Source organism: Shewanella eurypsychrophilus (assembly GCF_007004545.3).
Lineage (GTDB): Bacteria > Pseudomonadota > Gammaproteobacteria > Enterobacterales > Shewanellaceae > Shewanella > Shewanella eurypsychrophilus.
Genome location: NZ_CP045503.2, coordinates 3,966,397 through 3,990,255, shown reverse-complemented (window position 1 = coordinate 3,990,255; position 23,859 = coordinate 3,966,397). Strand labels below are relative to the sequence as shown.

Below are 23,859 nucleotides of genomic sequence, written 5' to 3'. Positions count from 1 at the left end.
CCTAGAACGCGTCAGTCCCTCTCATTCTATGTTCTGGCTTGGCGTGTTTGACTCTGTTAATCTTTTATCAGCGTTCATTTTCCTTTTTATTACATTAAGTATCCGAAAATATGTCCGATCCAAGTTTTGTGCATCTGCGCGTTCATAGTGATTATTCCATGTCTGACGGTTTGGCAAAAATTAAGCCGATATTATCTAAGGTGTCAGAGCTTGGTATGCCGGCTGTTGCATTAACGGATCAGACTAACTTATGTGGCCTGGTGAAGTTTTATGGCGCGTGCCATGGTGCCGGGGTCAAACCGATTATTGGCGCCGACTTTTGGGTAAAAGTACCAGGATTCGATAAAGATTTGTGTTCCGTGACCGTTTTGGCCATGGATAACGATGGTTATTTGAACTTAACGCTTCTGATCAGTGACGCTTATCTTAGAGGTCATATCAACGATAGAGCAGTTATAGACCATGAATGGCTCGCTAAGTATAACAAAGGGTTAATGCTACTCTCAGGTGGTAGACACGGGGATATAGGACGGGCATTGTTGAAAGGCAATCAGCCCCAAGTCGATTCATTAGTTGAGTTTTATCAAACTCATTTCCCTGATCGCTATTATCTAGAACTGCTGCGTACAAACCGCCCAGATGAAGAAACCTATCTACACTTAGCCGTTGAGCTCGCTGAGCAAAAAGGCTTACCTGTTGTTGCAACCAATCAGGTTGTTTTTAATAGTCCTGAATTTTTTGATGCCCACGAGATCCGAGTCGCGATTTCAGATGGTTTTACTTTAGCCGATCCTCGCAGACCGAAAAAGTATAGCAACCAGCAATACTTCAAAAGCAGCGATGAGATGCGTGAGTTATTTGAAGATATTCCAGAAGCTATCGAAAATACCGTCGAGATCGCCAAACGCTGTAATGTCACCGTCAGGCTTGGTGAGTACTTCTTACCAGATTTTCCGACAGGCGAACAATCTATTGAAGACTTCTTAGTCGATGTCTCTGAGAAGGGGCTCGAAGATCGCTTGGAGTTTCTGTTTCCCGATCCTGCTGTGAGAGCTGAAAAACGTCCTGAGTATGACAATCGTCTCGATATCGAACTGAAAGTGATTAACCAGATGGGATTCCCTGGTTACTTTCTTATCGTGATGGAGTTTATTCAATGGGGTAAAGATCAAGACATCCCTATCGGGCCTGGCCGTGGTTCCGGTGCTGGCTCTTTAGTCGCTTATGCACTAAAGATCACCGATCTCGATCCACTCGAATACGAATTACTGTTCGAGCGATTCCTGAATCCAGAACGTGTCTCTATGCCGGATTTCGATATTGATTTCTGTATGGATAGGCGTGATGAAGTGATTGATCATGTTGCCGAGCTTTATGGCCGCGATGCGGTTTCGCAGATCATCACCTTTGGTACTATGGCGGCGAAAGCAGTTATTCGAGATGTAGGCCGAGTATTAGGTCACCCTTACGGCTTCGTCGACCGTATTTCTAAGATGGTGCCCGCCGAGCCGGGGATGACACTGGCGAAAGCGTTCGAGGTTGAACCAGCACTGCAGGAGTCTTACGATGGCAATGAGGAGGTAAAAGATCTCATCGACATGTGTCGGATTTTGGAAGGTGTTACTCGTAACGCGGGTAAGCATGCGGGTGGCGTGGTGATATCGCCGACCACAATTACCGATTTTGCTCCTATTTACTGTGACTCCGAAGGGAAAAACCCGGTAACCCAGTTCGATAAAAATGATGTTGAGACAGCGGGCCTAGTCAAGTTCGATTTCTTGGGCTTGAGAACCCTAACCATCATCGATTGGGCACTGCAGATGATCAACCCCAAGCAGAAGAAGCTGGGTAAAGATCCGATACGTATTGAATCGATTCCTTTAGATGACGCTAAGAGTTTTAGACTGCTTCAACGTTATGAAACGACTGCCGTGTTTCAGCTCGAATCACGCGGTATGAAGGATTTGATTAAACGCCTTCAGCCAGATAGTTTTGAAGATATGATTGCACTGGTGGCCCTGTTCCGTCCGGGTCCACTTCAGTCCGGCATGGTAGATAACTTTATCGAACGAAAGCATGGCCGAGAGGCTGTGTCTTATCCCGACGCTGAATATCAACATGACTCTTTACAGTGGGTATTAGAACCCACCTACGGCATTATCCTCTATCAAGAGCAGGTGATGCAGATTGCTCAGGTTCTAGCGGGTTACTCTCTTGGTGGGGCAGATATGCTGCGCCGTGCTATGGGTAAGAAAAAGCCCGAGGAGATGGCAAAACAGCGCGGCACGTTCAAAGAAGGTTCGATCAATAACGGTATCGACGGCGAACTGTCGATGAAAATATTCGATCTGGTGGAAAAATTTGCGGGCTACGGTTTTAACAAATCGCATTCAGCCGCTTACGCACTCGTGTCATATCAGACTCTGTGGTTAAAAACGCATTTTCCGGCAGAGTTTATGGCGGCAGTAATGTCTGCCGATATGGATAATACCGATAAAATCGTTATCCTCGTTGATGAATGTGAACGCATGCAACAGCCTCTGCTTCCGCCGGATGTGAATAAAGGCTTACTTAAATTTAATGTCGATGAAGAAGGCCAAATTGTTTACGGTATCGGCGCCATTAAAGGTGTCGGTGACGGACCTGTAGATTCAATTCTGCAAGCACGAAAAGATGGCCCCTTTAAAGATTTGTTTGATTTTTGTGCGCGTGTCGACTTGAAAAAATTGAATAAACGCATCATGGAAAAGCTGATTTATGCTGGGGCATTGGACAGCTTAGGGCCCCATCGTGCATCTATGATGGCGACATTACCGGAAGCGGTGCGTGCGGCGGATCAAAATGCCAAGGCTGAGGCTATTGGCCAGCATGACATGTTCGGCCTATTAAATGACGATCAAGCTGATACCAAACAGCAATTTGTTCAATGTACACCTTGGCCAGATAAAATTTGGCTCGAAGGTGAGCGTGAAACATTAGGCCTTTATCTGACAGGTCACCCGATAAATCAGTATCTAAAAGAGCTGAAGCATTATACTTCGGGGCGCCTAAAAGATGTCCACCCGACAGAACGTGGCAAGACCATGAAAGCGGCAGGACTGGTCATCGCGACACGTGTCATGATGACTAAACGTGGATCTAAAATGGGGCTGGTGACCCTGGACGATAAGAGTGCGCGCTTGGAGGTGATGCTATTCACCGAGGCGTTCGAAAAATTTAACCACCTGCTAGAGAAAGATCGTATCTTGATTATCGAAGGCGAAGTCAGTTTCGATGATTTCTCCGGTGGCAACCGCATGACTGCCAGAAGCATTATCGATATGGGCGAGGCTCGTAATCACTTCGCCAGTGCCGTTGAGGTGGATATCGACAGTGACTTGGTCGATGAAACTTGGTTAGATAGCTTCAAACAAGTGGTTGAGCCGTGGAATAAAGGCGCAGTGCCTATTATTGTTAATTATGCTCAACCTAAGGCCAAGGCTCAGTTTAAACTGGGTGATAACTGGAGAGTCAACCCCACTGATGAGTTGATGCTTGCGCTTGAAACATTGACCGGCGCTGGCAAGGTTAGGATCTTATTTTAATATGGTGAGTAAACTCAGTGTCTCGACTCAGTCGGCTGTGGCTGATTTCAGTACCAGCTCACTGCTTAGCGACCTTGTGCTCCAAGCTGACGTAGAACCTGGGGCAAAGTTAGTCCTCGCTTACAGTGGCGGCGTTGATTCAGAAGTCTTAGCTCAGGGTTTGGCACAATTCGCTAAAGAGCATACTCAATTTCGATACCTGTTACTGCATGTTCACCATGGCTTAAGCGACAGTGCCGATCAGTGGGTCGAGCATTGCACAATACAGGCATCAAAGTACCAATTACCCTTGTGTATTAAGCATGTAAAGGTGAATACTGGCCCGCGTAAGAGCATTGAAGCCGAAGCAAGGCACGCACGTTATGCTGCAATACAGTCTCAAATGGAGGCCGGTGATGTTTTGTTGACGGCACATCATTTGGATGATCAATTAGAAACTGTGCTGCTAGCATTAAAGCGAGGGCTTGGCCCTAAAGGTTTATCGGCCATGGGTGGCATTCAACTTTTCGAACAAGATAAACAGCTCCTCAGGCCATTATTATCGATTAGCCGTGAGCAGATTGAATCGAAAGCCTCAAGACTTGGCTTAGTGCATATCACAGATGAAAGTAATTGTGATACACGATACGATCGTAACTTCTTACGTTTAGACATTATTCCTAGACTTAAAGCGCGCTGGAGCTCAATCGCGATCACCGCCAGTCGCAGTGCGTCTTTGTGTGCACAACAGCAAGCCGTAATCGATGCTGAGGTGAGTAAGCGCTTACCTGATTATCTCCCTTTGACCGACTCTGAGGTGTGTTCATTAGATTTGGCGCTTTTAGCTAAGCAAGATAGCAATTGGCAAGCTTTACTCTTTAGAGGCTTTGTAGAAAAGCGGGGGTTTGCACCACCGTCACAAGCACAATTAACCCAGGCCTTATCTCAGTTATTACTAGCCAAAGCCGATGCGAGAGTCGAGCTAAGATTTGGAGACTTATTGATCCGGCGTTATCAAGGCCGAGTGTTTCTGTCATCGATTGCAGCCGATAAACGTAAGAACATCCTGCACAAGGTGTTTGCAGTCGAGAATAATACTCTGCTCAGTCCCGCTAGCTTTAGCATCGAAATATCCTCAACGTATTGTCTGCGGCTACAGAGTAAAACTGCAGGTGAACGGCTTCGTTTACCTAATAAAGGTGAACAGGTTAGCGTTCGTTTTGGCGTTAAAGGCAGTATTCGTTGTCAACCTAATGGCCGTTCCAAGGGGAGGGAGTTGAAAAAACTTTGGCAGGAATACATGATCCCGACTTGGGAGCGAGACAAGGTCCCATTAGTTTTTTATAACGAGCGTTTGATCTGTGCGCTTGGTTATTGGGTCGAAACTGGATATTTATGTGTTAGTGATGAGCTAGGATTGCTATTTAGCCAACACAAAAAGTAATTAATCGGCCATATGGGCAATAGGCCGTTAATTAACTTTTATCCGATCTGAAACAACGTCGTCCCGCCGCTTTAGCACGATAAAGTGCCTTGTCCGCTCTCTCATACAAAGAGGTGGCTGCTTCATCATGTTTCCATTGTGAAATACCTAAACTCGTTTGAACTTGGTACTTGTTGAACAAAGGCAACGTCGACATAGTACTCAGTATACGTTGGCATAAGATCTCGGCCGCCGATAAATCGCCTCTTACTAAAACGACAAATTCATCACCTCCGACACGAAATGCCTGATCAGTATCTCTTATCGCTTTGGTGAGTACTGAGCCAAACTCAGACAGAATGTTGTCACCAAACTGATGGCCATATACATCATTGAGTGTTTTAAAATTATCGAGATCTAAGATCACAATTGACAGTGCGTTGTTATGTCGGCTTGAAGTCGCAATTGCTTTCTTTAAACTTTCAATATAGTAATGACGATTACCTAAGCGGGTTAATGAGTCATACATAGCTTGTTGTGACATGTCTTGAAATTGTGTCGCATTAAAGAGCGGCAAAATGACTAATGTCTGTAGCTGTTGTAACTGTTTGGCTTGTGATGGCATGAGTGGAGACGTTAAGCTGTACTCCAGTCGCGCTATTTTCTCTTCATATACTAACTCTTGTTTGATCACTAAGCCTTGATTTCTTCCCCACGAAAACTGGTATTTGTTATACCTGAGTTTGATCCCTGCAATCGGCAAATGTTGTCCCATTATTTTGCCAAAACAGGCAAAGACTGTCCTAGGGTCTAAACTTTCATGTAGCTGCTGAATGATCTGCACAAGATCAAGCTCCTGAGTACCAGAACCCAGTAAATCTGGTTGGTATCTTGGTTCATCAGAATAAAAATCTGTAGCCAGGCCAAAATCCATAACAAGTACTCCATCGAATGCGGTGTTTCTGAGATTAACTCTCTGCGCTTATATAGTACCAAGCAATAAGTGTGCCTAAATTTTTGTTAATTAAATTTGTCTTTATTTGTCATTCAGTTAATCTTTCTAGTGTCAGTGATGTAAAACCTATGCCAGTTTTTTGACTCGGAGTTGATATTTAGAATGGAACACAGCTTTCTTATCCAAGTGCTTTCGATGCTTGTCATCGCTATTATCTCTATTGCTATATTGAAGCGAGCGGGTTTACCTGCGATATTGGCATACTTGGTGACTGGGGTGATCAGCGGTCCTTCGGGCTTTAACTGGTTTAGCCAGCACCAGATGCAATCAGTTGCAGAACTGGGTGTTGTCTTATTGATGTTCAGCTTAGGTCTGGAATTTTCTTTGCCAAGGTTGTGGGCAATGAGACGTACAGTATTTGGTTTAGGTAGCGCACAAGTGGTGGTGACGACCTTATTGGCGTCTTGTATTGCTTACTTATGTTCGCTAACTATTGTCGAGTCACTGGTTGTCGGCTCGGCTATTGCGCTTTCATCTACCGCTATTGTGCTCAAGCTACTCAATGAACAAGGCTGGCTGAGGCGCCGTCATGGTGAGCTTTCTGTCAGTGTATTGCTATTTCAAGATCTGGCGGTTGTTCCTCTGTTAATCTTGCTTCCACTACTTGCTAGTGGCGGTGAAACCTTGTCGATACAAAGCATTGGTTATGCCTTAGTCGAAGGCGTGCTTGCGTTTGTGGCCTTAATGGCATTCGGTAAATGGGGCTTACCACGGCTTTTTGATGAAGTCGCTCGTTCACGTTCCAATGAGTTATTCATGCTCTCAACCTTAGTGGTTGCCTTGTTAACGGGCGCGTTAACTCAATGGCTGGGCTTATCGATGGCATTAGGCGCTTTTATGGCGGGTATGCTACTGGGCGAGAGCCAATATAAGCGACAGTTGGAAGCCGACATCAGGCCTTTTAGAGATCTTCTTATGGGGCTGTTTTTTATCTCTATCGGTATGTTGATTAACTTCTCATTAGTGCTGCAATTTTGGTGGCAAATTCTTCTTATTCTCATTGCTGTCATCGTCGGTAAAGCCTTAGTAGTGTTTGCCTTATTAAGATTAGCTAAAGAATCATTCAGGATCTCAGTGTCGACAGCTCTGAGCTTAGCCCAGGTGGGTGAATTTAGTTTTGTGGTCTTGGCATTAGCAGTAAACTACCAGTTACTGGACATAGAGTTGAGTACTAAGCTGGTCATGGTGGCCGTGTTATCTATGGCTATTGCCCCTTGGTTAGTTCGCCATAGTGTAGACATCGCTCGCAGGCTTCAGGGCGTCAGCTCTAAGGCTGAGAAAACCTTAACGATTGAGCCTAACATTGAGCATCAAAACGATTTAGTCTTGATATTGGGCTATGGTCGAGTAGGCCAGACTATCGCCCGATTTATGAAGACAGAAGCGGTCCCTTTCTTAGTGTTGGATTTAGACCCAACCAGGGTTTCTGAAGCACGTAAAGCCGGAGAGCCAGTTTACTTCGGAGATGTGTGTAAACGCAGCATACTCAAGCAGGCCAAAATCAGGGAGGCGAAGTTAATCGTACTGACGTTTAGCAGTAGTCGTATTCTCGAAGAAGTCTTGCCTCTGTGTCGCCAGCTCGCTCCTGATGCGAAAATATTAGTCCGTACTCGTGATGATACCGGTATGCAAGAGTTAGAAGAGGCCGGGGCAAGCCAGGTGATCCCAGAAACATTGGAAGGCAGCCTGATGTTAGTATCACAGGTTCTTTATCAATGTGGCGTGCCATTAACGCGCATCTTGAAGAGGCTAGAATATGAACGTCGTAACCATTACAAGTATCTGCACGGTTTCTTCTCTGGGGCTGAAACAGACTTTACCTTAGAACATTTACATGCGGTCGCCTTACCAAAAGGCGCTAATGCAGTTGGCCTAACATTGGCTGATATTCCTTGGGAAAAGCTGAGAATTGAGTTACGCGCCGTGAGACGTTGTGGTGCTGAAGTTGAAAATCCCGAATTCGATTGGATTATCCGATCCGGTGATACCTTGATTATTTTAGGCAAGCCAAGAAGGATTGAGAAGGCTGAAATCTATCTATTGCAGGGATAAAGCATGTTTTATTACTTCATACTGATTTTTATTGGCCCTTTATTATTGTTGCAGGGGCGCCATGTGCGTAAAGTGACGCCGATTTTAGCTGAACCTTCAGGCGGTCGTAGTGGCCGATTAGGTGAAGGTAGGCCATTGACTGTGCTAGTGATTGGTGACTCAGCTGCTGCTGGAGTCGGGGTGATGACGCAAGATGATGCGTTAAGCGGTTGCTTATCGCGTGAACTCGCCCAAACATACAGTGTAAGCTGGTCATTGGTGGCTAAATCAGGCAACACCACCTTAGATCTTATCGATACTCTGCTAGGCCAGAGCATGGCAGATGTCGATGTGGTGTTGGTGTCTCTTGGGGTGAATGACCTATTGAGTCCATTAAGAGAGAATCGTTGGATTGAGCAGCAAGCTCGATTAATTACGTTACTTAAAAAGCAGTGTTCGACTCAACATATATTGATGACAGCGGTTCCACCGATGCATCTTTTTCCTGCCTTCCCACAGCCACTGAGGTGGTTTCTGGGCCTCAGAGCGAAAGCCTTTAACCACAAGCTTAATCGACTCATCGAGCATCATGATGAATGTGAGTTGGTGGAAATTCCGCTCAAACCAGCAGCATCAGATATGGCAAGCGACGGTTTTCATCCAGGTCCTAAAGTGTACCGAATATGGGGAAGCCATGTTGCAAGAGTCATCGAAAGAAGAGTTAGCCCGATACAGTAAACTGGCACATCTGTGGATCATCAAATCTCGAAAAATGCTCTTATCTCATCAATCTGACACATGGCATCTTGATAGCCTAAGTCGATCAGTGCACTGCAATAGGCTTGCTCAAAAAGCAGGTAGGAGACAATACTCGAATCCGTGTCTTGTTTAATGCCAATAGGCCTAAGCATGGCTTTGACGGCAAAAGGCATATTATGATAAAAGTGAGAGGCCATTTGACTCAGGTCTTCACTGGGCTTAATGACTAAAGTTTCAATATTGGTTAAGGGCAAAGATTTTCGTTTTTCCTCTGGAATGAGTTTAAGGGTGCCATTGATCCGCTCTAGTCTTTCTAAATCACTGTTGAGCGTATCTGAGAAGATAGTGTCGAGCAGGTGGCCAGTAATGGTTGCGGTCTTTGGGTGATGTTCTAACTCTTGGGGCTGTTGCTTATGAGGGCTTTCCAGATTAATCACCATGATCTTTTTGGCGCCTAAATGAATCGGACTACTTAAGGGCGCAAGTTGATGGACTGAGCCATCGCCGTAATAGCCCTGATTGAGCTTAATCGACGGGAATATTAATGGGATAGCAGAGCTTGCTAGTAAGTGCTCAGTATTGAGCTGGGTGCGTTGTCCGCTGCGTCTATCTCTGTGCCAGTCTGAAATATCATGACTGCCCTGAAAAAATGTCACCGATCTTGAAGTGTTGTAGCATGAGGTATCTATGCTCAGGGCATTAAGCGCGCCGCTGTCAATATTTCTGTCAATTCTAGCGAAGTTAATTAATTGATTAAGCAGCACTCTTAACGGCTCACTATTAAACAGACTGCCCGCATTGGAGTTAACCCTGTCGTCTTGCAGGCTCATTAATAACATTCTGCCCAAATGCCCTAAAATTCCACGGCTGGAGGACTTGTAGACCTTCTCGGTATGAAAGTTTCGCCACACCCATTCGAGTTTACGCACTCCCAAATGAAAACAAGATGCATGGGTAGCAATAGAGGTCCCGTTAATCGCCCCCGCTGAGGTACCACAGATGATTTTAAATGGAATGCCATGATTACGTGGATAGAACTGCACAATGGCCTTGAGTACGCCTATTTGATAGGCGGCTCGAGCGCCACCACCACCGAGTACCAATGCTGTCTTTTCTGGCAATTTTTTCTCCCCTCTGAAGATGCTTGTTTAATTAAAGCCTCATATATAGAAGAAAATCAAGGGAGTCTGAAATAAATTCTCTGAAGTATGGTGAAAGTCAGGCATAAAAAAACGCACACACTACAAATAGTGTATGCGCTTATATTGTTACTTTTAAGCGTTATCGCTTAGTTGTAACTCAATCAGTTATTTTGCTGATTTTAAAAATTCAACGATCTGATCGAATGGTACTTCTTGCTTCTCACCGGTGCGGCGGTTCTTGTATTCAAATACACCACCATCGATATTGCGATCGCCAATCACGACAACGTGAGGCAGACCAATAAGCTCCATATCGGCGAACATCACACCAGCACGCTCTTTACGGTCATCAAACAGTACTTCGAAACCGGCATCATTCAGGTCTTTATAAAGCTGCTCGGCTTTATCTTGAACACGATGAGATTTATGCATATTCATCGGTAGGATACCGACCTTGAATGGGGCAATCGCTTCTGGCCAGATAATACCGCGGTCATCGTGGTTCTGCTCAATTGCAGCAGCAACCATGCGGCTCACACCCACGCCATAACAACCCATCAATAAGGTTTTCGCCTTACCATTCTTGTCGAGGACGTTAGCGTTCATCGCTTTAGAGTAGTTGTCGCCAAGCTGGAAGATATGGCCAACTTCAATACCGCGAAGCAGTGCGATAGTACCTTGGCCACATGGGCTAGGTTCACCTTCGATAATATTACGTAGATCGAATGCTTCAGCTTCTGGAAGGTCACGCTCCCAGTTGATGCCAAAGTAGTGCTTGTTGTCTTGGTTTGCACCGGCACCGAAATCGCTCATGACGCTTACGCCGTGATCGATATATACCGGAATGTTAAGACCAACAGGACCAATAGAGCCAGGACCTGCACCGATAGCTTTACGAATATCAGCTTCATCGGCAAATTCAAACGGCGTCAATACTGCAGGGATTTTCTCGGCTTTGACTTCGTTCAGGTCATGATCACCACGGATCACGAGTGCCACAAGCGGCGCTTCCTCTGAATCACCTTTAACGATCAGTGTCTTCACTGTCTTTTCGATAGCGATATCATGCTGCTCAACGAGCTCTGCAATCGTCTTAGCGTTAGGCGTATCGACAAGAGTCATCTCGCTGGTTGCAGCTTGACGAGTCTCTGTCGGCAGTGGCGCTTCACATTTTTCGACGTTGGCTGCGTAATCGCTTTCAGTTGAGTAAGCAATTAAGTCTTCACCGCTGTTAGCCAGTACATGGAACTCGTGTGACATGCTGCCACCGATAGAACCCGTATCTGCCATCACTGGGCGGAACGCTAGACCTAGGCGGTTTAGAATGTTGCTATACGCCTGGAACATTGACTCATAAGTCTCATCCATGGTCTCTTGATCCAGATGGAAAGAGTAAGCATCTTTCATCAAGAATTCACGTGAGCGCATCACGCCGAAACGTGGACGCACTTCATCACGGAACTTAGTTTGGATTTGGAACAAGTTCAGCGGTAGTTGCTTGTAAGAATTAACTTCTTTACGAACAATATCGGTGATCACTTCTTCGTGAGTCGGGCCAAGCACGAAATCACGGTTATGACGATCTTGGAAGCGAAGCAGTTCTGGACCAAACTTTTCAAAGCGGCCAGTCTCTTGCCAAAGATCGGCAGGCTGCACCATAGGCATCAAGATTTCAACAGAACCGGCCTTGTTCATCTCTTCACGAACGATAGCTTCTACCTTGCGCAATACGCGAAGACCTGTCGGCAACCAGCTATATAGGCCTGAAGCGTTTCGACGTACCATGCCGGCACGTAACATTAATTGATGACTGATCACCTCTGCATCTGCAGGGGTCTCTTTTTGTGTTGAAAGCAGGTACTTGCTAACGCGCATTACCGATATCCAGTTTAGAAAATTAATTGGCCGACATTTTATCACCTGAGAATATGATGTCACCAAGTTTATTGCCCCTTGGGATGAAGGCTTATTACATTTTTGTTTGGTTTCATTGGGGGTTATTGGGCTTTGTTGATATTTAGGTGTCTGTTTGAAGGTCGTACTTTGATGGTTATTGACCGTCTGGCTGGCGAGGCATGTGCTTGAGAAGGGTCAGTGAACCGCCGCAAGCACATCTGATCGCTATGGTCTTATACCAATCAGTATAAGAAAGTGATCTACTCAGAGTTATTTTTGGCAAACTAATTCAAGCTGAATAGGTGATGGAATGGTTATTCCCTTGTGAAGCTATTCAACGAAGAAGTAGGCGGCCAAAAACACTCCTGAAAGGCGAGTTTTAGCGCATCTGATGCTGTGTTAACGAGCTAGTACGTAGAATAACTATGCTCTTCACTCGTTGCAAAGAACATGGATGTTCTGAATGTCATTAATGCAGGAGCAATTTATGACCTTGCCTCTGAAGCGCTAAACTCTCGCTGAGCGATCACATCTTTATACTGATTGGTATTAGGCGTTCCAGACGCTTTAAAGACATTTCCCATATATCTATGGATCAGTGGTGGGAATGCCAAATTTTGTATTGAACAAAATCGGCCATGGGATCTCAGCCAAAAAATCCCTTTTATGGCAGCTAGTCAGTCGCATCTACACAGGCTGTTCTACAAGACAGTGATCAGCCCTTTTCATTAATCACATATTTTGTCTCTAGCTGAGTTTGAAGCCTCCGACGACATCGTTTAGCTGTACATTGGCCTGGATGAGACGTTGTGTGCTTTCGACTGTGTCTACGGCATTATTGCTCAGCTGACTGATCATCTCGTGAATTTCAATCATATTGATATTCACATCTTCTGTTACGACACTCTGCTCTTTTGCTGAAAATGCAATTTCAGTGGTTAAGTCATTGATCTTAGTTATGGATGAGGTCATATTCTCAAGGGATCCCATTACTCGTGAGGTGGTGTCCACTGTGTTGCTACAACTCTTCTTGGTGGAGTCCATAGAGGAGACCACCAATGTGGTTGCTGAGCGTAAATTGCTCAGCATTCTGTCAACTTCAGAGGTACTTTGTTGAGTGCGTGCGGCTAATGCCCTAACTTCATCGGCAACCACGGCAAAACCTCGCCCCTGCTCACCGGCTCTAGCGGCTTCAATTGCTGCATTGAGTGCCAGCAAGTTTGTTTGCTCGGCAATTTCACCAATCACTCGTAGTACAGCATCTATTTTTTCAAAGTCCTGGTTCATATTGCCAATTGAGAGAGCCATGTCGTCGACCTGCTGAGCCAGCTCCGATAAACTATCAGCCGCCTGCTGAACAACAATTTTTGAACGCTCTGCTTCCTCGCTGGTCGATTGAGTAAATTCTGCTGCCCTTGCGCCGCTCTGTGCGACTGACTCTGCTGTTGCACTCATCTGATTAATGGCAGTGACGACTTTCTCAGTTTCTAGAGTATGAGCGTTTAATAGGGCTTTATTGGAGTTAGTTTTATCTGTTAGTTCATCAATTTCGTGTTGTATCCCTCGATTGGACTGAGACACATCCAGCAGCATTCTTTGTAAGTTCTCGATGAAACTATTGATCCCTCCGGCAATCTTGCCTAGATCGTCCTGACTGTATACGTCGAGTCGGAGCGTCAAGTCAGCATCGCCTCTGGAGAGGCCAACAATAATATTACGCAGTGAGCTGAGATGTTTGAATGTGCCGTTAATAATAAAGCAGCTAACGGACACGGTAATAATGGAAACAATCAGTAAGGCTAAAGTGATATCCAGACTTAGGCTACTAGTGTTATCGGCTATGCGATCATTATCGAGATAGGAGGTGAGGATCCAGGTCTTATTGCCAATATTTAATTTATCGACATAGGGCGTTAATTCCCCATCGGTTTTATTAGAATATAAAATCTGGTTCTGAGAATCGATAAGTTGAATATACTGTCCATCAAGACTGGCTTGAGACAGGCTGTTTTGGATTTTTGTTAGCTCAACGTAGAATATACTTCCGTTGCCATTTCCACTTGGAATCACCAGGCTTAAAAGTGGTGTTTTATTCTGGTAAAAGATATCACTTACGCTCGTCGTTGTGACTTGAGTAAGTTGCTCTATGAGTTTTCCTGCTTGTGTTGAGTCATTAATTGGCCCTTTATCACTGGTGACTAAGCCATTGACTATGCTGATTATAGATGAGAACCCAGCAGTTTTAGTGATTTCACTCAGAGAGGCACCCTTTAGGTTTAGGGTCTCTGCTAATTGTAGTTTACTGTTTAACTCATCTGTTATTTGGGTTTTGACTAAACGAGTCTGAGCAATAATGTTTTTTTGTTCATTTTCTAAAATATAACGACTGAGATAGTAGTTAATACTGAAAAATGAGGTTGAAACAGTAGCAATTAATATAAGTAATAGCGTAGAGAGTATTTTTACTTTGAATGATAAGTTGTTTGCCATTGTATATCCTTATAAGGAATTTATTCTTAGCGTCGGGTACAACTGATAAGCCCAGTAAACTACAGAGATATTTATATAATAAATGTTGTGCAGATCAACAAAATGAACATTAGTTCTTGCATTAAACACTAAAGTGCAGGTGTTAACAAAATGTTTGAAGGCAAGGGTGAATATTATTCATAACAAATTATGAATGGATTTTTATTTAGTTATTTAGTTATTTAGTTATTTAGTTATTTAGTTATTTAATTATTTAGTTGGATCATTTATTGGGAGTTGAGCTAGATTATAATCTAAGTTGCACGTATGGTTCTTAGGAGGGCGGCACTTGGTAACAGCCCTACATATATGGACCCATCCGGTTTGCAAGACATTCGATATCAATTCTGAGAAAAGTTCATTGCACCCATATATTCGGCCTGTTATTGAGGTTATCCTCTGGCCCTGATGGATATCTGCTTCTACTTTCCTTATCATCCTTACGGCTTCTTTAGAGCCTATGGAGGGAACAGGTTTTAAGTAGATCAGTCTGACTGTCTCATCATCAAATCAATTGCCTAAGCAACTTGGTGGTGGGTTAAATCTTATCTTTATAACACTAACGGCGACTTTGATTTTTTAGTCGACCATTTGGTATTCTTCCTCTCTCGCAGCGATGACCCACGCTATTCGAGCAAGCTTGTTAGCCACTGCAACACAGGCTCTGTTAAATCCTCGCCTTTCCGCCAGTGCGACTGCCCAGCGACTGAATCTATCCACTTTACCATCACTATGGCGCAGTACAGCTCTTGCTCCGTGGATAAATAAAGTGCGAAGATAAGCATTGCCGCGTTTGCTAATGCCAAGCAAATTATCTTTACCGCCACTGCTGTGCTGCTTTGGTACGAGCCCACACCAAGCGGAAAAATGCCTGCCATTAGTAAAATCTTTGCCGTTACCTGCTGCCGCATAAAAAGCGGTAGCCGTCACAGGACCTATACCTGGTACTGCTTCTAAACGTAGGCATACATGGTTACTTTTGGTTTCTTGTAGTACTTGCATATCACAACTTTTAAGCCTTGTATCTATGTCCGTAAACTCTTCATACAGCTGATAAAATATGCTTCGACCTTTTACTGTTAGTGCATTATCAGCGTTTTCTAAAAGATCAGGCAGTTTTGACCTAAAAGATGCTTTGCCTTTTGCTATTACAATACCGTACTCAGCGAGCATTCCTCTTACTTGGTTGACTAGCGCTGTAGACTGCTTGTTTAGTCTTTCTCTCATACGGTGTAGCATCTGGACATCCTGTTGCTCGACAGGCTTAGGCTGTACAAATCGCATGTTAGGCCGTTGGGCTGCTTCAGCAATGGCAAACGCATCGTTGTAGTCGTTTTTATTTCCCTGTCTGTACGGGACAACGTATTGAGGAGCGATTAGCTTGACCTCATGACCCATTTTTTGAAACTCTCTAGCCCAATAATTAGCACCGCCACAGGCTTCCATTACGACAAGGCAAGGCTCTACTTGAGAAAAGAAGTGAATTAACTCGGTGCGTTTAATCATCTTCTTTCTGACTAGCTTTCCGGCTCTGTTCACACCCACAAAATGAAAAACAGACTTTGCGATATCTAAACCAACTGTAGTAATCTTCATGGTGGACCCGTCCTCTTTCTGATGAGTTTTAGCAACTACATCGTGGCCCATTGCGAGGCCGATTAAAAGTGGATGGGTCCATTCCATTATCCATGTAGGTCAGATGAAGCCGCTGAGTGTATAATACCATTTCCATTAAACAAGTGACCATTCAGCGGGAGTTAAAAACGCTGTAGGCAAGGTAAGGGGATTGAAGCTAATAGTTATTCTATATCGAAAGCCACTTTCGCAGCTTAAAGTGTTTTTAAACCCGCACTTCGTGAGCTTCTCAGGGCTTCTACTTCTGCGTTGCATTGCCTCGAAAGGGAATAACCATTTCATCAACAATGCGCCTTGAATTTAAAGCCCTGAGAAAGTTCTGAATTGATCATATGTTTAATGGAATTGGTATAAGAACGGCTCTTATGAAATCAAGAGTCAGCGACCCACTGTAGTGTTTGCACATTCGCCCGCTACAGGTGATAGAAAAGCATGAAGCTTTGGTGCTCTGCAATCCAACCAATAACCAAACCAGCCAAATGAACCCACAACAAGTATTTCAGTAACTTGTTATTCGACAAGTGAACAACCACTTTAACTAAAGCTTAATCCTCTATCATCCAAAAGAAGGTGATAGCGAGTCGCTTATCCCTTTTGTCTTCGCCAAAATATGTTGACGCGCTGTGAACCATATTGCCTTTAAATAAAAATAGCCTGTTAAAGCGGTTCTCAATACTGATGTCTTCTTCCCAGGCGTTTAAGGGCAGGCTGCTTGTTTTAAGTGCGTCAACTAAGTTCATATAAGGGTACCTGACAAGATTGCCACCCAGTGAGCCATTATTATATTTTAAACGGTAGAAGCTTGTTCCTGCATCGGGTTGTGGGTGTTTGTTTAGGTATAATACCGCGGCATAACGACATAACTTTCGGCTGTCGGTATGTGGTCGGGCATTACCTTCTTTACTCCCAACAAGAATAGCGGTGTTACTGTCAACGACAACATTTTCATCCTGTACAGTCCATATCTTGTCTACACCGATTATGGACTTAACCCAGCTTTCTACTCTTGTGAGTTCACTGGTTTTTAACGCTTTCTTTCCGCGCATACCGGGCCACAATTCATTGGTGTAGGGCTTACCCAGTTTCCATTTTTTTATGTTAAAACAGCGGTTAGCTATTGTAGTCGCTTCTGTATCGCTAAAAAACGTTGTCGGCAATCCAATAGTTTTTACCCAGTTCAGGTTGTTCATAGGGTAGTTGAGGTGCATTCGAAGGTATTAAAAGGGATGGATCTTTCTTATCTATTTTGGGATTCATTATAATTTTTATTGGCTCTTTAATGTAAACACTGAGGTAACTAGCACTATTGATTGTTGCTTTTGTTCTTTGTGTTAGCTATTGAGCATAACTTAAAATAGATTTGTTCTAATGTCGAAAGCTTTAGCCAATTGGGGGACAGTTGAGGATCCCTATACCTTATCCCTTCTATCACCTATTACCTTTGCTGGGTTTCCAGCAACAATGGCATAAGCGGCTACATCTTTAGTGATGGTGGCGTTCATGCCGATAACGGCGCAGTCACCTATGGTGACACCATCGACAATGGCTGCTTGTGCGCCTATCCAGACATCTTTGCCTATGATCACACCTTTAGAGTTAGCATTTTGCTGGTAAATCGGGCTATCTGGATGCATGCCATGGTTAAAGGCGTAAATGGTCACATTGTTAGCAATACGTGTTTGATTGCCTATGATGATCCCCGCGCTGCCACCATCGAATGAGCAGCCATGGTTGATGGCGACCTCATTGCCTAAGCTGATGGGGCCGTGAAGGAAATTGTCCGCCGCTATCATGCATTGATCGCCGATTGTGATGCTTCGGTTTGGCTCTGCGAACAGGTTTGCCTCGGGAGCGATGAAGCAGTTATCGCCGAAGCTGATGGTTTCTAGCGCCATAAGCTGAGCCTGCACTTCATCTTGCCAAGGTTTGGCCCAAGCCAATAACTTAGGTTTTAGATTGAAGTAGAGCCAGGGCATGTAAGACATACGCTTTTTATGCTGGGCTTGATACGCTTGTTTCGTCATCGGCTTGGAGGCGGGCTTCGTCATTGGATTCTTCTATGCAATTATACCGAGGTACCCGCGACTATCTCTTGTACAAGGATGGTATCGTCTATCACTCGCCAGAGAATATCTAAGTCATAAAGTGCAACTTGGTATAGCTTAGGGTCGGCCTTGGCTTTCTTATAGGCTGGGCGCGGGTCTTGAGCCAGTACACCGATGATCAAGGCTTCAAGATGAAGGTACATCTCTTGTTTTTGATAACCTTGGAGCTGTTGTTTAGCTAGCTGACTAAACGTAACATCGGTTAAAACGGGGGCTTCATGGGCAATGCCCCCTAGGGCATCCGGCAGCGAATCCGAGAAGGGGATATAGGGCTTAATGTCTATGATTGGGGTGCCATCGAGTAGATCCATACCTGAGATCTCTAAGCCCACGTAGCCCTTGCGTTGATGGATCTTATGTAGCTTGACTACAGACTGACCAAGGCCATTAGGTCTGAAAGTAGAGCGAGTAGCAAACACACCCATTTTTTCATTCCCCCCAAGACGCGGTGGACGTACCGTGGTTTTCCAGCCTTGCTCAAGGTTCTCATGGAAACAAAAAACTAACCATAGGTGAGAGTATTGCTCCAGGCCTCTGACGGTATCGATATGATTGAATGGGGCTTGCAGTTCGACAAAACCTCTTGCTGCGCTGACAAGGCCAGGCTGCCTGGGGATACCAAACTTCTGTTTATAGGGCGTACGACAGTACGCCACAGCTTCGATTTGACTCTTAAAACTCATTGATGGTTTCTTTGAATTGCTGATAGATTGTTTGTCTGATTATTGCTTGTCAGTTATTGACTGCCTGTTTGCGGGCTTTTTATTGCTTGTCCCAAACAGATCGCACGGCTGAAGCAACCTTGAGTTTGCTCTTCTACAACTAGGCATTTTTTGATAATTAAACCATTAGCACCTTTATCGGCAGCAGCTCTTCGGGCAAGTGTGCGCGCTACACTGATATCCGCTGGTGCATCGTTGGCTTGTTCCTGGCACGTCTCACCTTCGACTAGGCCGATAATCTCGTAGGGTGGTTTTGGCGCCAATGAGTTCTCATAGAGAGTCACATCCGATGCTTTAAAATAGTCATCGATGGCTTCACCGCTTAGGTTACTGTTAAATTTGTATTCGCCGGCACAGGCGCTAAGCATTAAAACAAGGGCAGGGATTAATAGGGTTTTCATTATTCAGGCCTGTTATTACAATAGACTTATTCAAGTACTATTTATGAGTACACCAGTAAAAATAGCTAAGGCCATAAAAGGCGGTCTTTTATGGCCTATTGGAGGGAGTCTAGCGCTTTAGGTACTTTTGATAAAGCTGTTGTTGACGATTATTGAGATCAATTTTGCGGCCGTCGATATAGACCTGCTCAATCTTGGTTTCCATCGGATCTAAGATATCGCCTTTAGAGATCACTAAGTTAGCCTTATAACCGACAGCAAGTGCGCCCATATCGTTAATGCCGAGTATTCTGGCGGCATCTAGGCTGACACTTTTCAATGCATCCTGTTTGGTGAGTCCATAAGCCACAGTTTGCCCCGCTGCTAGGGGGAGGTTACGACTGTTCCAGTCTGACGAAAAGCCTAGGGCAAAAGGGATCTCAGCTTGCTTAAGCAGTGAGGGGATCTTAAAGCTTAAGTCGATAGGCTCATCTTTTCTCATCGGTAGGCTTAAAGTGCGGGTATAGACAACCTTAGCATTGATTTCATTGAGGAGATCACCGAGTCGCCAGGCATCATAACCACCCACAATAATCAGACTGAAACCATACTTCTTAGCTAAAGAAGCCGCTTCTTCTATCTGTTTTTGACGGTTGGCATGCACAAATAACTGAGCATTTTTTTGATAAAGAGGCAGTAACGCCTGCCAGCGTAGGTCGACTGTGGCGACTTTGCCGGCCTTGTTCGCTAAAAAGTAGCGATAGCCGTCAGAAAAAGCCGCGCTGACATCGCTCACTTGCTGATTATATTCATCATTCTGCTCTTGACGTTTTTCTTTGTCATGGGGCAGGCGACCTAAGCGTGGCCAATAGAGGTGAAATGCTTTAGTGCTCGGCACGAGTGCATCTTCTACTGTCCAGCTATCTAGTGACACCACAGAGGATTGTCCGGCTAGGCTGTCACCTTGGGGGACAACCTGAGCATGGGTTATGCCGTTAACACGTATGGTGGGAATGATCTCCGAATCTGGGTTAAAAGCTGTTATCACCTCTAACTGAGGATTACTCTGACCGACTTCGTAAATGTCGTTACTCGGGCGCATCATCTCAACTTCCACTATGCCTAAGCTGGTATCAAGGGCTATTAGACCCGGATAGATATGCTTGCCCGTGACATCGATGCGGATGGCATCGGGGGCAATAATATTTTGACCCATTGCAGTTATTTGACCCTGTTCAATAAGCAGGTCAGTATTGACTTTAACACCATCAATGGCCGTATGTAGGGTGGCATTGGTAAATAATATTGCTGCCGATTGCGCTTCGCCCGGGACCATGTCGTGGGCCTGTACGGGCATGCTTGCCCCTAAACCTAGTCCCAAGATAAGTCCCAAGCTAAGCCCTAAAGTGAGCAACCGCTGCTTGGCGGTCACAAGCGGCTTTGCTGCCATATTTACAGCCATATTTACCACCATAATAGTCATCTTCATTACAGACCTCCCAATAAACGTGCTTGATGCCAAACATCATACTGGGTGTCACAGTGCCATTCGGGTTCACTCGTCTCAATGACCGTTTCACCCGGCGGTAGGCTGCTAGGCGTCGATTCACTGAGGAGTATTTTTTGAATTAACGCCGCTCTTTCTGTGGTCACTGCTGTTTGTTGTCGTTTATCAGCTTGGCGATCGAAGTAACGCTTTCCTTCAATCCAGGTTGCTTCAACTTTGGCGTACACAGACAGAGGAGAGTGATCCCAGAGGACGATATCGGCTTGTTTACCTTTTGTAATTGAACCTATGTACTCATCAATTCCCAGTTGAATCGCCGGGTTGATGGTGATCATGTTCCAGGCATCCTCAGCTGACATGTCACAATACATCATAGATTTTGCCGCTTCTTGATTTAACCTGCGTTGCATTTCGTAATCATCGGAGTTAATGCTGGTGAGCACGCCCTTGTTCTGCATCAAACACGTGTTTTGCGGAATGGCATCATAAACTTCAAATTTATAAGCCCACCAATCTGAGAACGTTGAAGCTGAGGCGCCATGTATAGCCATCTCTTCGGCAACTTTATAACCTTCAAGAATATGGGTGAAAGTTTTGACTTTAAAGTCATAAGTTTCGGCTAAACGGAGAAACATTAAGACTTCAGATTGCACATATGAATGAATATGTACGTCACGTTTTTGCTGTAATACTTCGGCAATAGCCGCTAAACGGTAGTTGATTTTGGGTGCGACACGTCTGCGTTTCTCGCTGCCTCTTAAGTCTTGATAGCGTTTAATTGATGCTTCATAGGCAATGGCTTCATTAAAGGCCTCTGTAAATAGCGATTTAACCCCCATACGGCTTTGGGGAAAACGTCGGTTAAATTTATCGCCCCAGTTGCTCTGTTTTACATTTTCACCTAAAGCAAACTTGATGCTTGCTGGTGCCGGACTATATTTTAAGCCGTTGGCATTCTCACCCCACTTCATTTGTATCACTTGTGCTTGACCACCAATGGGATTGGCACTGCCATGAAGCAGTTGAGCTGTGGTTACGCCACCTGCAGCGGCGCGATAAATCGCGATGTCGTCGGGGTTGATGATATCGCCGATGCGCACTTCTGAGGTGATGGCATCCGTACCTTCGTTCGTACCACCATTTATCGCAATGTGTGAGTGCTCATCGATAATGCCAGCAGTGATGTGTTTGCCTGTGGCATCGATATGCTGGTAGCCCGAAGGCGTTTTAAGGTTTTTACCTATTTGTTCAATTTTACCTCGAGAGAGGATGATGTCGCTGTTTTCTAATACACCTTGCTTATCGGATGTCCAGATAGTGGCGTTGCTGACATGTAGCTTCTCACTCTTGGCTAAGGTACTTCTGCCGTAGGCCACATTGGGTAAAGTGACATTTGAGATAAGTTCGATAGGTTCATTATGCTTTTCATCTTGGGGAGCGATTGCTTTAGCGCTAACGAGTCCTGCAATCGGGGTTACCATGCCAGCTTTATCTAACATGCGACCACGTATACCTTGCTCATCAAACCATAAGGTGAAACGGTTGATGCCATCAAAGCCTGCTGCTGTCATGTCGACATTAAAGTTAAGGCGCTTGTTAAGGTAACTGATTTGAGCAAGTGTAAGCTCCTGCTCACCACTGGACAGGGTACCCGATAGGTCAGCCTTTTCATTTGATATAGCAAGTTCTAACGTCAGTTCACCGATCTGTAGCTGATAATTTGAGTTCAGTGGTGCGGTATCTCTGTTAATTATCTGTTGCTCATCGCCTTGTAGCCAGATGCTATGTATCTTTCCCTCTTGGAAGATATTACCTTTAGTGATCACTAAGTCGGCCATAAATCCAGCTTTAAGACGACCAGTAAATTCGCTGGTACCAACCATTTCGGCGGCTTCAGTGGTCAGTGCTGCCAAGGCTGTTTGCTCACTCAAGCCATACTTAATCGCTTGTCTAAGTCTGGGCCAGAAATCTTCAGCTTTAATGCCGTGTTGAGTTAAAGAAAATGGAATCTCTGCTTGTTCAACCGCTTTTAAATTAGCGGGAGCACGTTCCCAATGACGCATCTGCGCTAAGCTAATTTCTCTTTCGTTGTCATCATCACCAACGAGGGGAGCGGCTGGAAAATTCAGTGGCAGAATTAAACCATAGCCATAGGATTTGAGCTCATCAATGCGGGCATACTCTTGGCCATTACCCAGTAAAGTCGCATTATACTCATGTTTGCTTAATAAGTGAGCGGCCCTGAGTTGATTATTTAAATTTGCAGTATCAAAAACTATTTGCTCATCTTCTATATCAGCAAGTGCTGCATGGGCACTATTAAATTCGATTAATTGAGTTTCTGATTTTGAAAATGATTTGTGTCTATTTTGTCCATACCAGGCAGCATCGGCAAAGGTTTGTCGAATAAGGGCAATACTGCCCATTAGCGAGCTAGGGTAATCTTGAGGTGAACTGCCTTTATCAAATGCTAAGAAATGGCTTGCGTGGGTTTGATAAATAACTTGGTTGGCATTTTTTTCAGCTAAAGATAATGTCACGCCTCTGCCACGGAAGATACCGTCTAAATAACTTGATTGAACACTGGTGAATCCGTTGTTGACCCAACTCTTGGCATCGTCGGAATTAGGTGAAACATAGTTCACCCATTCTTTTTCAGAATGAATAGCCCCATTCTCAGCATTTCCACCTATACGTTTAATTTCATAAATAGGCGGCGTCACTTCTACTTTTTGATATTCAAATTCGATAGCGTATTCGGTGAAGGGATCTATAAATCCTGGGTAAATGGTGTAGCCGCTGAGATCTATGGTAAGTGCGTGTGCTGGTACTTTATCATTTTTAATAACATCAATTATTTTATTGTTTTTAATCAACAGCGTCGCATTTTCGATACTGTGACCAGGTTCAATCATTAATGTCGCATGAGATAGGGCTGTTAATTTTGGTGTATTATCAGTTAGTTGGTTATTAGCTTGTACATAAGCGGTGCTAAATGAAAATAATGTCGTGATTATCGTTATGGTTTTTATTATATGACTCATTTTAGACATTAACTATAGTTTGCGGTACGTAGGGTGAGATTATCTGAAATGCGATGTAAATACCAAGGAGTAATTGTAATTTTTCTTATAATTATTGCTACAAAACAG

The 23,859-nt window shown here is 44.5% G+C and carries 15 protein-coding genes; 4 read left to right on the top strand and 11 right to left on the bottom strand.

Features of this window, described 5'->3' with window-relative positions:
- Positions 1–110: 110 nt before the first annotated feature.
- Together dnaE and tilS are read left to right on the top strand one after the other, a co-directional pair.
- On the top strand, positions 111–3,584 hold the full coding sequence (dnaE, locus tag FM038_RS16945) for a DNA polymerase III subunit alpha (protein ID WP_142874507.1): 3,474 nt from the start codon (positions 111–113) through the stop codon (positions 3,582–3,584).
- A gap of 1 nt (position 3,585) precedes the next feature.
- Positions 3,586–5,007, top strand: a complete 1,422-nt coding sequence (tilS, locus tag FM038_RS16940) for a tRNA lysidine(34) synthetase TilS (RefSeq protein ID WP_142874506.1) — start codon at positions 3,586–3,588, stop codon at positions 5,005–5,007.
- A 31-nt stretch (positions 5,008–5,038) separates the two neighbouring features.
- Here tilS and dgcS read toward each other — a convergent pair whose 3' ends face one another.
- Positions 5,039–5,920 (bottom strand): diguanylate cyclase DgcS, encoded by an 882-nt coding sequence (gene dgcS, locus FM038_RS16935; protein ID WP_142874505.1) that lies wholly within the window; start codon positions 5,918–5,920, stop codon positions 5,039–5,041.
- 183 nt (positions 5,921–6,103) lie between these two features.
- Here dgcS and FM038_RS16930 point away from each other — a divergent pair, with 183 nt between their 5' ends.
- Positions 6,104–8,053: a monovalent cation:proton antiporter family protein gene (locus FM038_RS16930; protein ID WP_142874504.1), complete on the top strand. Its 1,950-nt coding sequence runs from the start codon at positions 6,104–6,106 to the stop codon at positions 8,051–8,053.
- A gap of 3 nt (positions 8,054–8,056) precedes the next feature.
- Positions 8,057–8,770 carry an SGNH/GDSL hydrolase family protein gene (locus tag FM038_RS16925; protein ID WP_142874503.1) on the top strand — a complete coding sequence of 238 codons (714 nt, stop codon included), beginning with the start codon at positions 8,057–8,059 and terminating at the stop codon, positions 8,768–8,770.
- Between the two features lie 20 nt (positions 8,771–8,790).
- Here the strand turns inward: FM038_RS16925 and FM038_RS16920 are convergent, their stop codons facing one another.
- From FM038_RS16920 to FM038_RS16875, 10 genes are all read right to left on the bottom strand, one after another.
- On the bottom strand, positions 8,791–9,912 hold the full coding sequence (locus FM038_RS16920; RefSeq protein WP_142874502.1) for a patatin-like phospholipase family protein: 1,122 nt from the start codon (positions 9,910–9,912) through the stop codon (positions 8,791–8,793).
- A gap of 186 nt (positions 9,913–10,098) precedes the next feature.
- The gene (locus FM038_RS16915; RefSeq protein ID WP_142874501.1) at positions 10,099–11,808 is read right to left on the bottom strand and encodes a proline--tRNA ligase; all 1,710 of its coding nucleotides are present in this window, start codon (positions 11,806–11,808) and stop codon (positions 10,099–10,101) included.
- A 768-nt stretch (positions 11,809–12,576) separates the two neighbouring features.
- Positions 12,577–14,319: a methyl-accepting chemotaxis protein gene (locus FM038_RS16910; protein WP_142874500.1), complete on the bottom strand. Its 1,743-nt coding sequence runs from the start codon at positions 14,317–14,319 to the stop codon at positions 12,577–12,579.
- 618 nt (positions 14,320–14,937) lie between these two features.
- A complete protein-coding gene (locus FM038_RS16905) occupies positions 14,938–15,954 on the bottom strand; it encodes an IS110 family RNA-guided transposase (protein WP_142874499.1) in 1,017 nt (338 codons plus the stop codon).
- A gap of 584 nt (positions 15,955–16,538) precedes the next feature.
- Complete coding sequence (locus FM038_RS16900) at positions 16,539–17,183, bottom strand: DUF6445 family protein (RefSeq protein ID WP_223292886.1); 645 nt, start codon at positions 17,181–17,183, stop codon at positions 16,539–16,541.
- 219 nt (positions 17,184–17,402) lie between these two features.
- Positions 17,403–18,041 carry an acyltransferase gene (locus tag FM038_RS16895; protein ID WP_142874498.1) on the bottom strand — a complete coding sequence of 213 codons (639 nt, stop codon included), beginning with the start codon at positions 18,039–18,041 and terminating at the stop codon, positions 17,403–17,405.
- Positions 18,042–18,058: 17 nt separating this feature from the next.
- Positions 18,059–18,781 carry a tRNA (N6-threonylcarbamoyladenosine(37)-N6)-methyltransferase TrmO gene (gene tsaA / locus FM038_RS16890; protein WP_195873099.1) on the bottom strand — a complete coding sequence of 241 codons (723 nt, stop codon included), beginning with the start codon at positions 18,779–18,781 and terminating at the stop codon, positions 18,059–18,061.
- A 53-nt stretch (positions 18,782–18,834) separates the two neighbouring features.
- Positions 18,835–19,221 (bottom strand): Rcs stress response system protein RcsF, encoded by a 387-nt coding sequence (gene rcsF / locus FM038_RS16885; RefSeq protein ID WP_142874497.1) that lies wholly within the window; start codon positions 19,219–19,221, stop codon positions 18,835–18,837.
- A 109-nt stretch (positions 19,222–19,330) separates the two neighbouring features.
- A complete protein-coding gene (locus tag FM038_RS16880) occupies positions 19,331–20,557 on the bottom strand; it encodes an amidohydrolase family protein (RefSeq protein ID WP_223293099.1) in 1,227 nt (408 codons plus the stop codon).
- Between the two features lie 131 nt (positions 20,558–20,688).
- On the bottom strand, positions 20,689–23,751 hold the full coding sequence (locus FM038_RS16875) for an amidohydrolase family protein (protein WP_142874496.1): 3,063 nt from the start codon (positions 23,749–23,751) through the stop codon (positions 20,689–20,691).
- Positions 23,752–23,859: the final 108 nt, after the last annotated feature.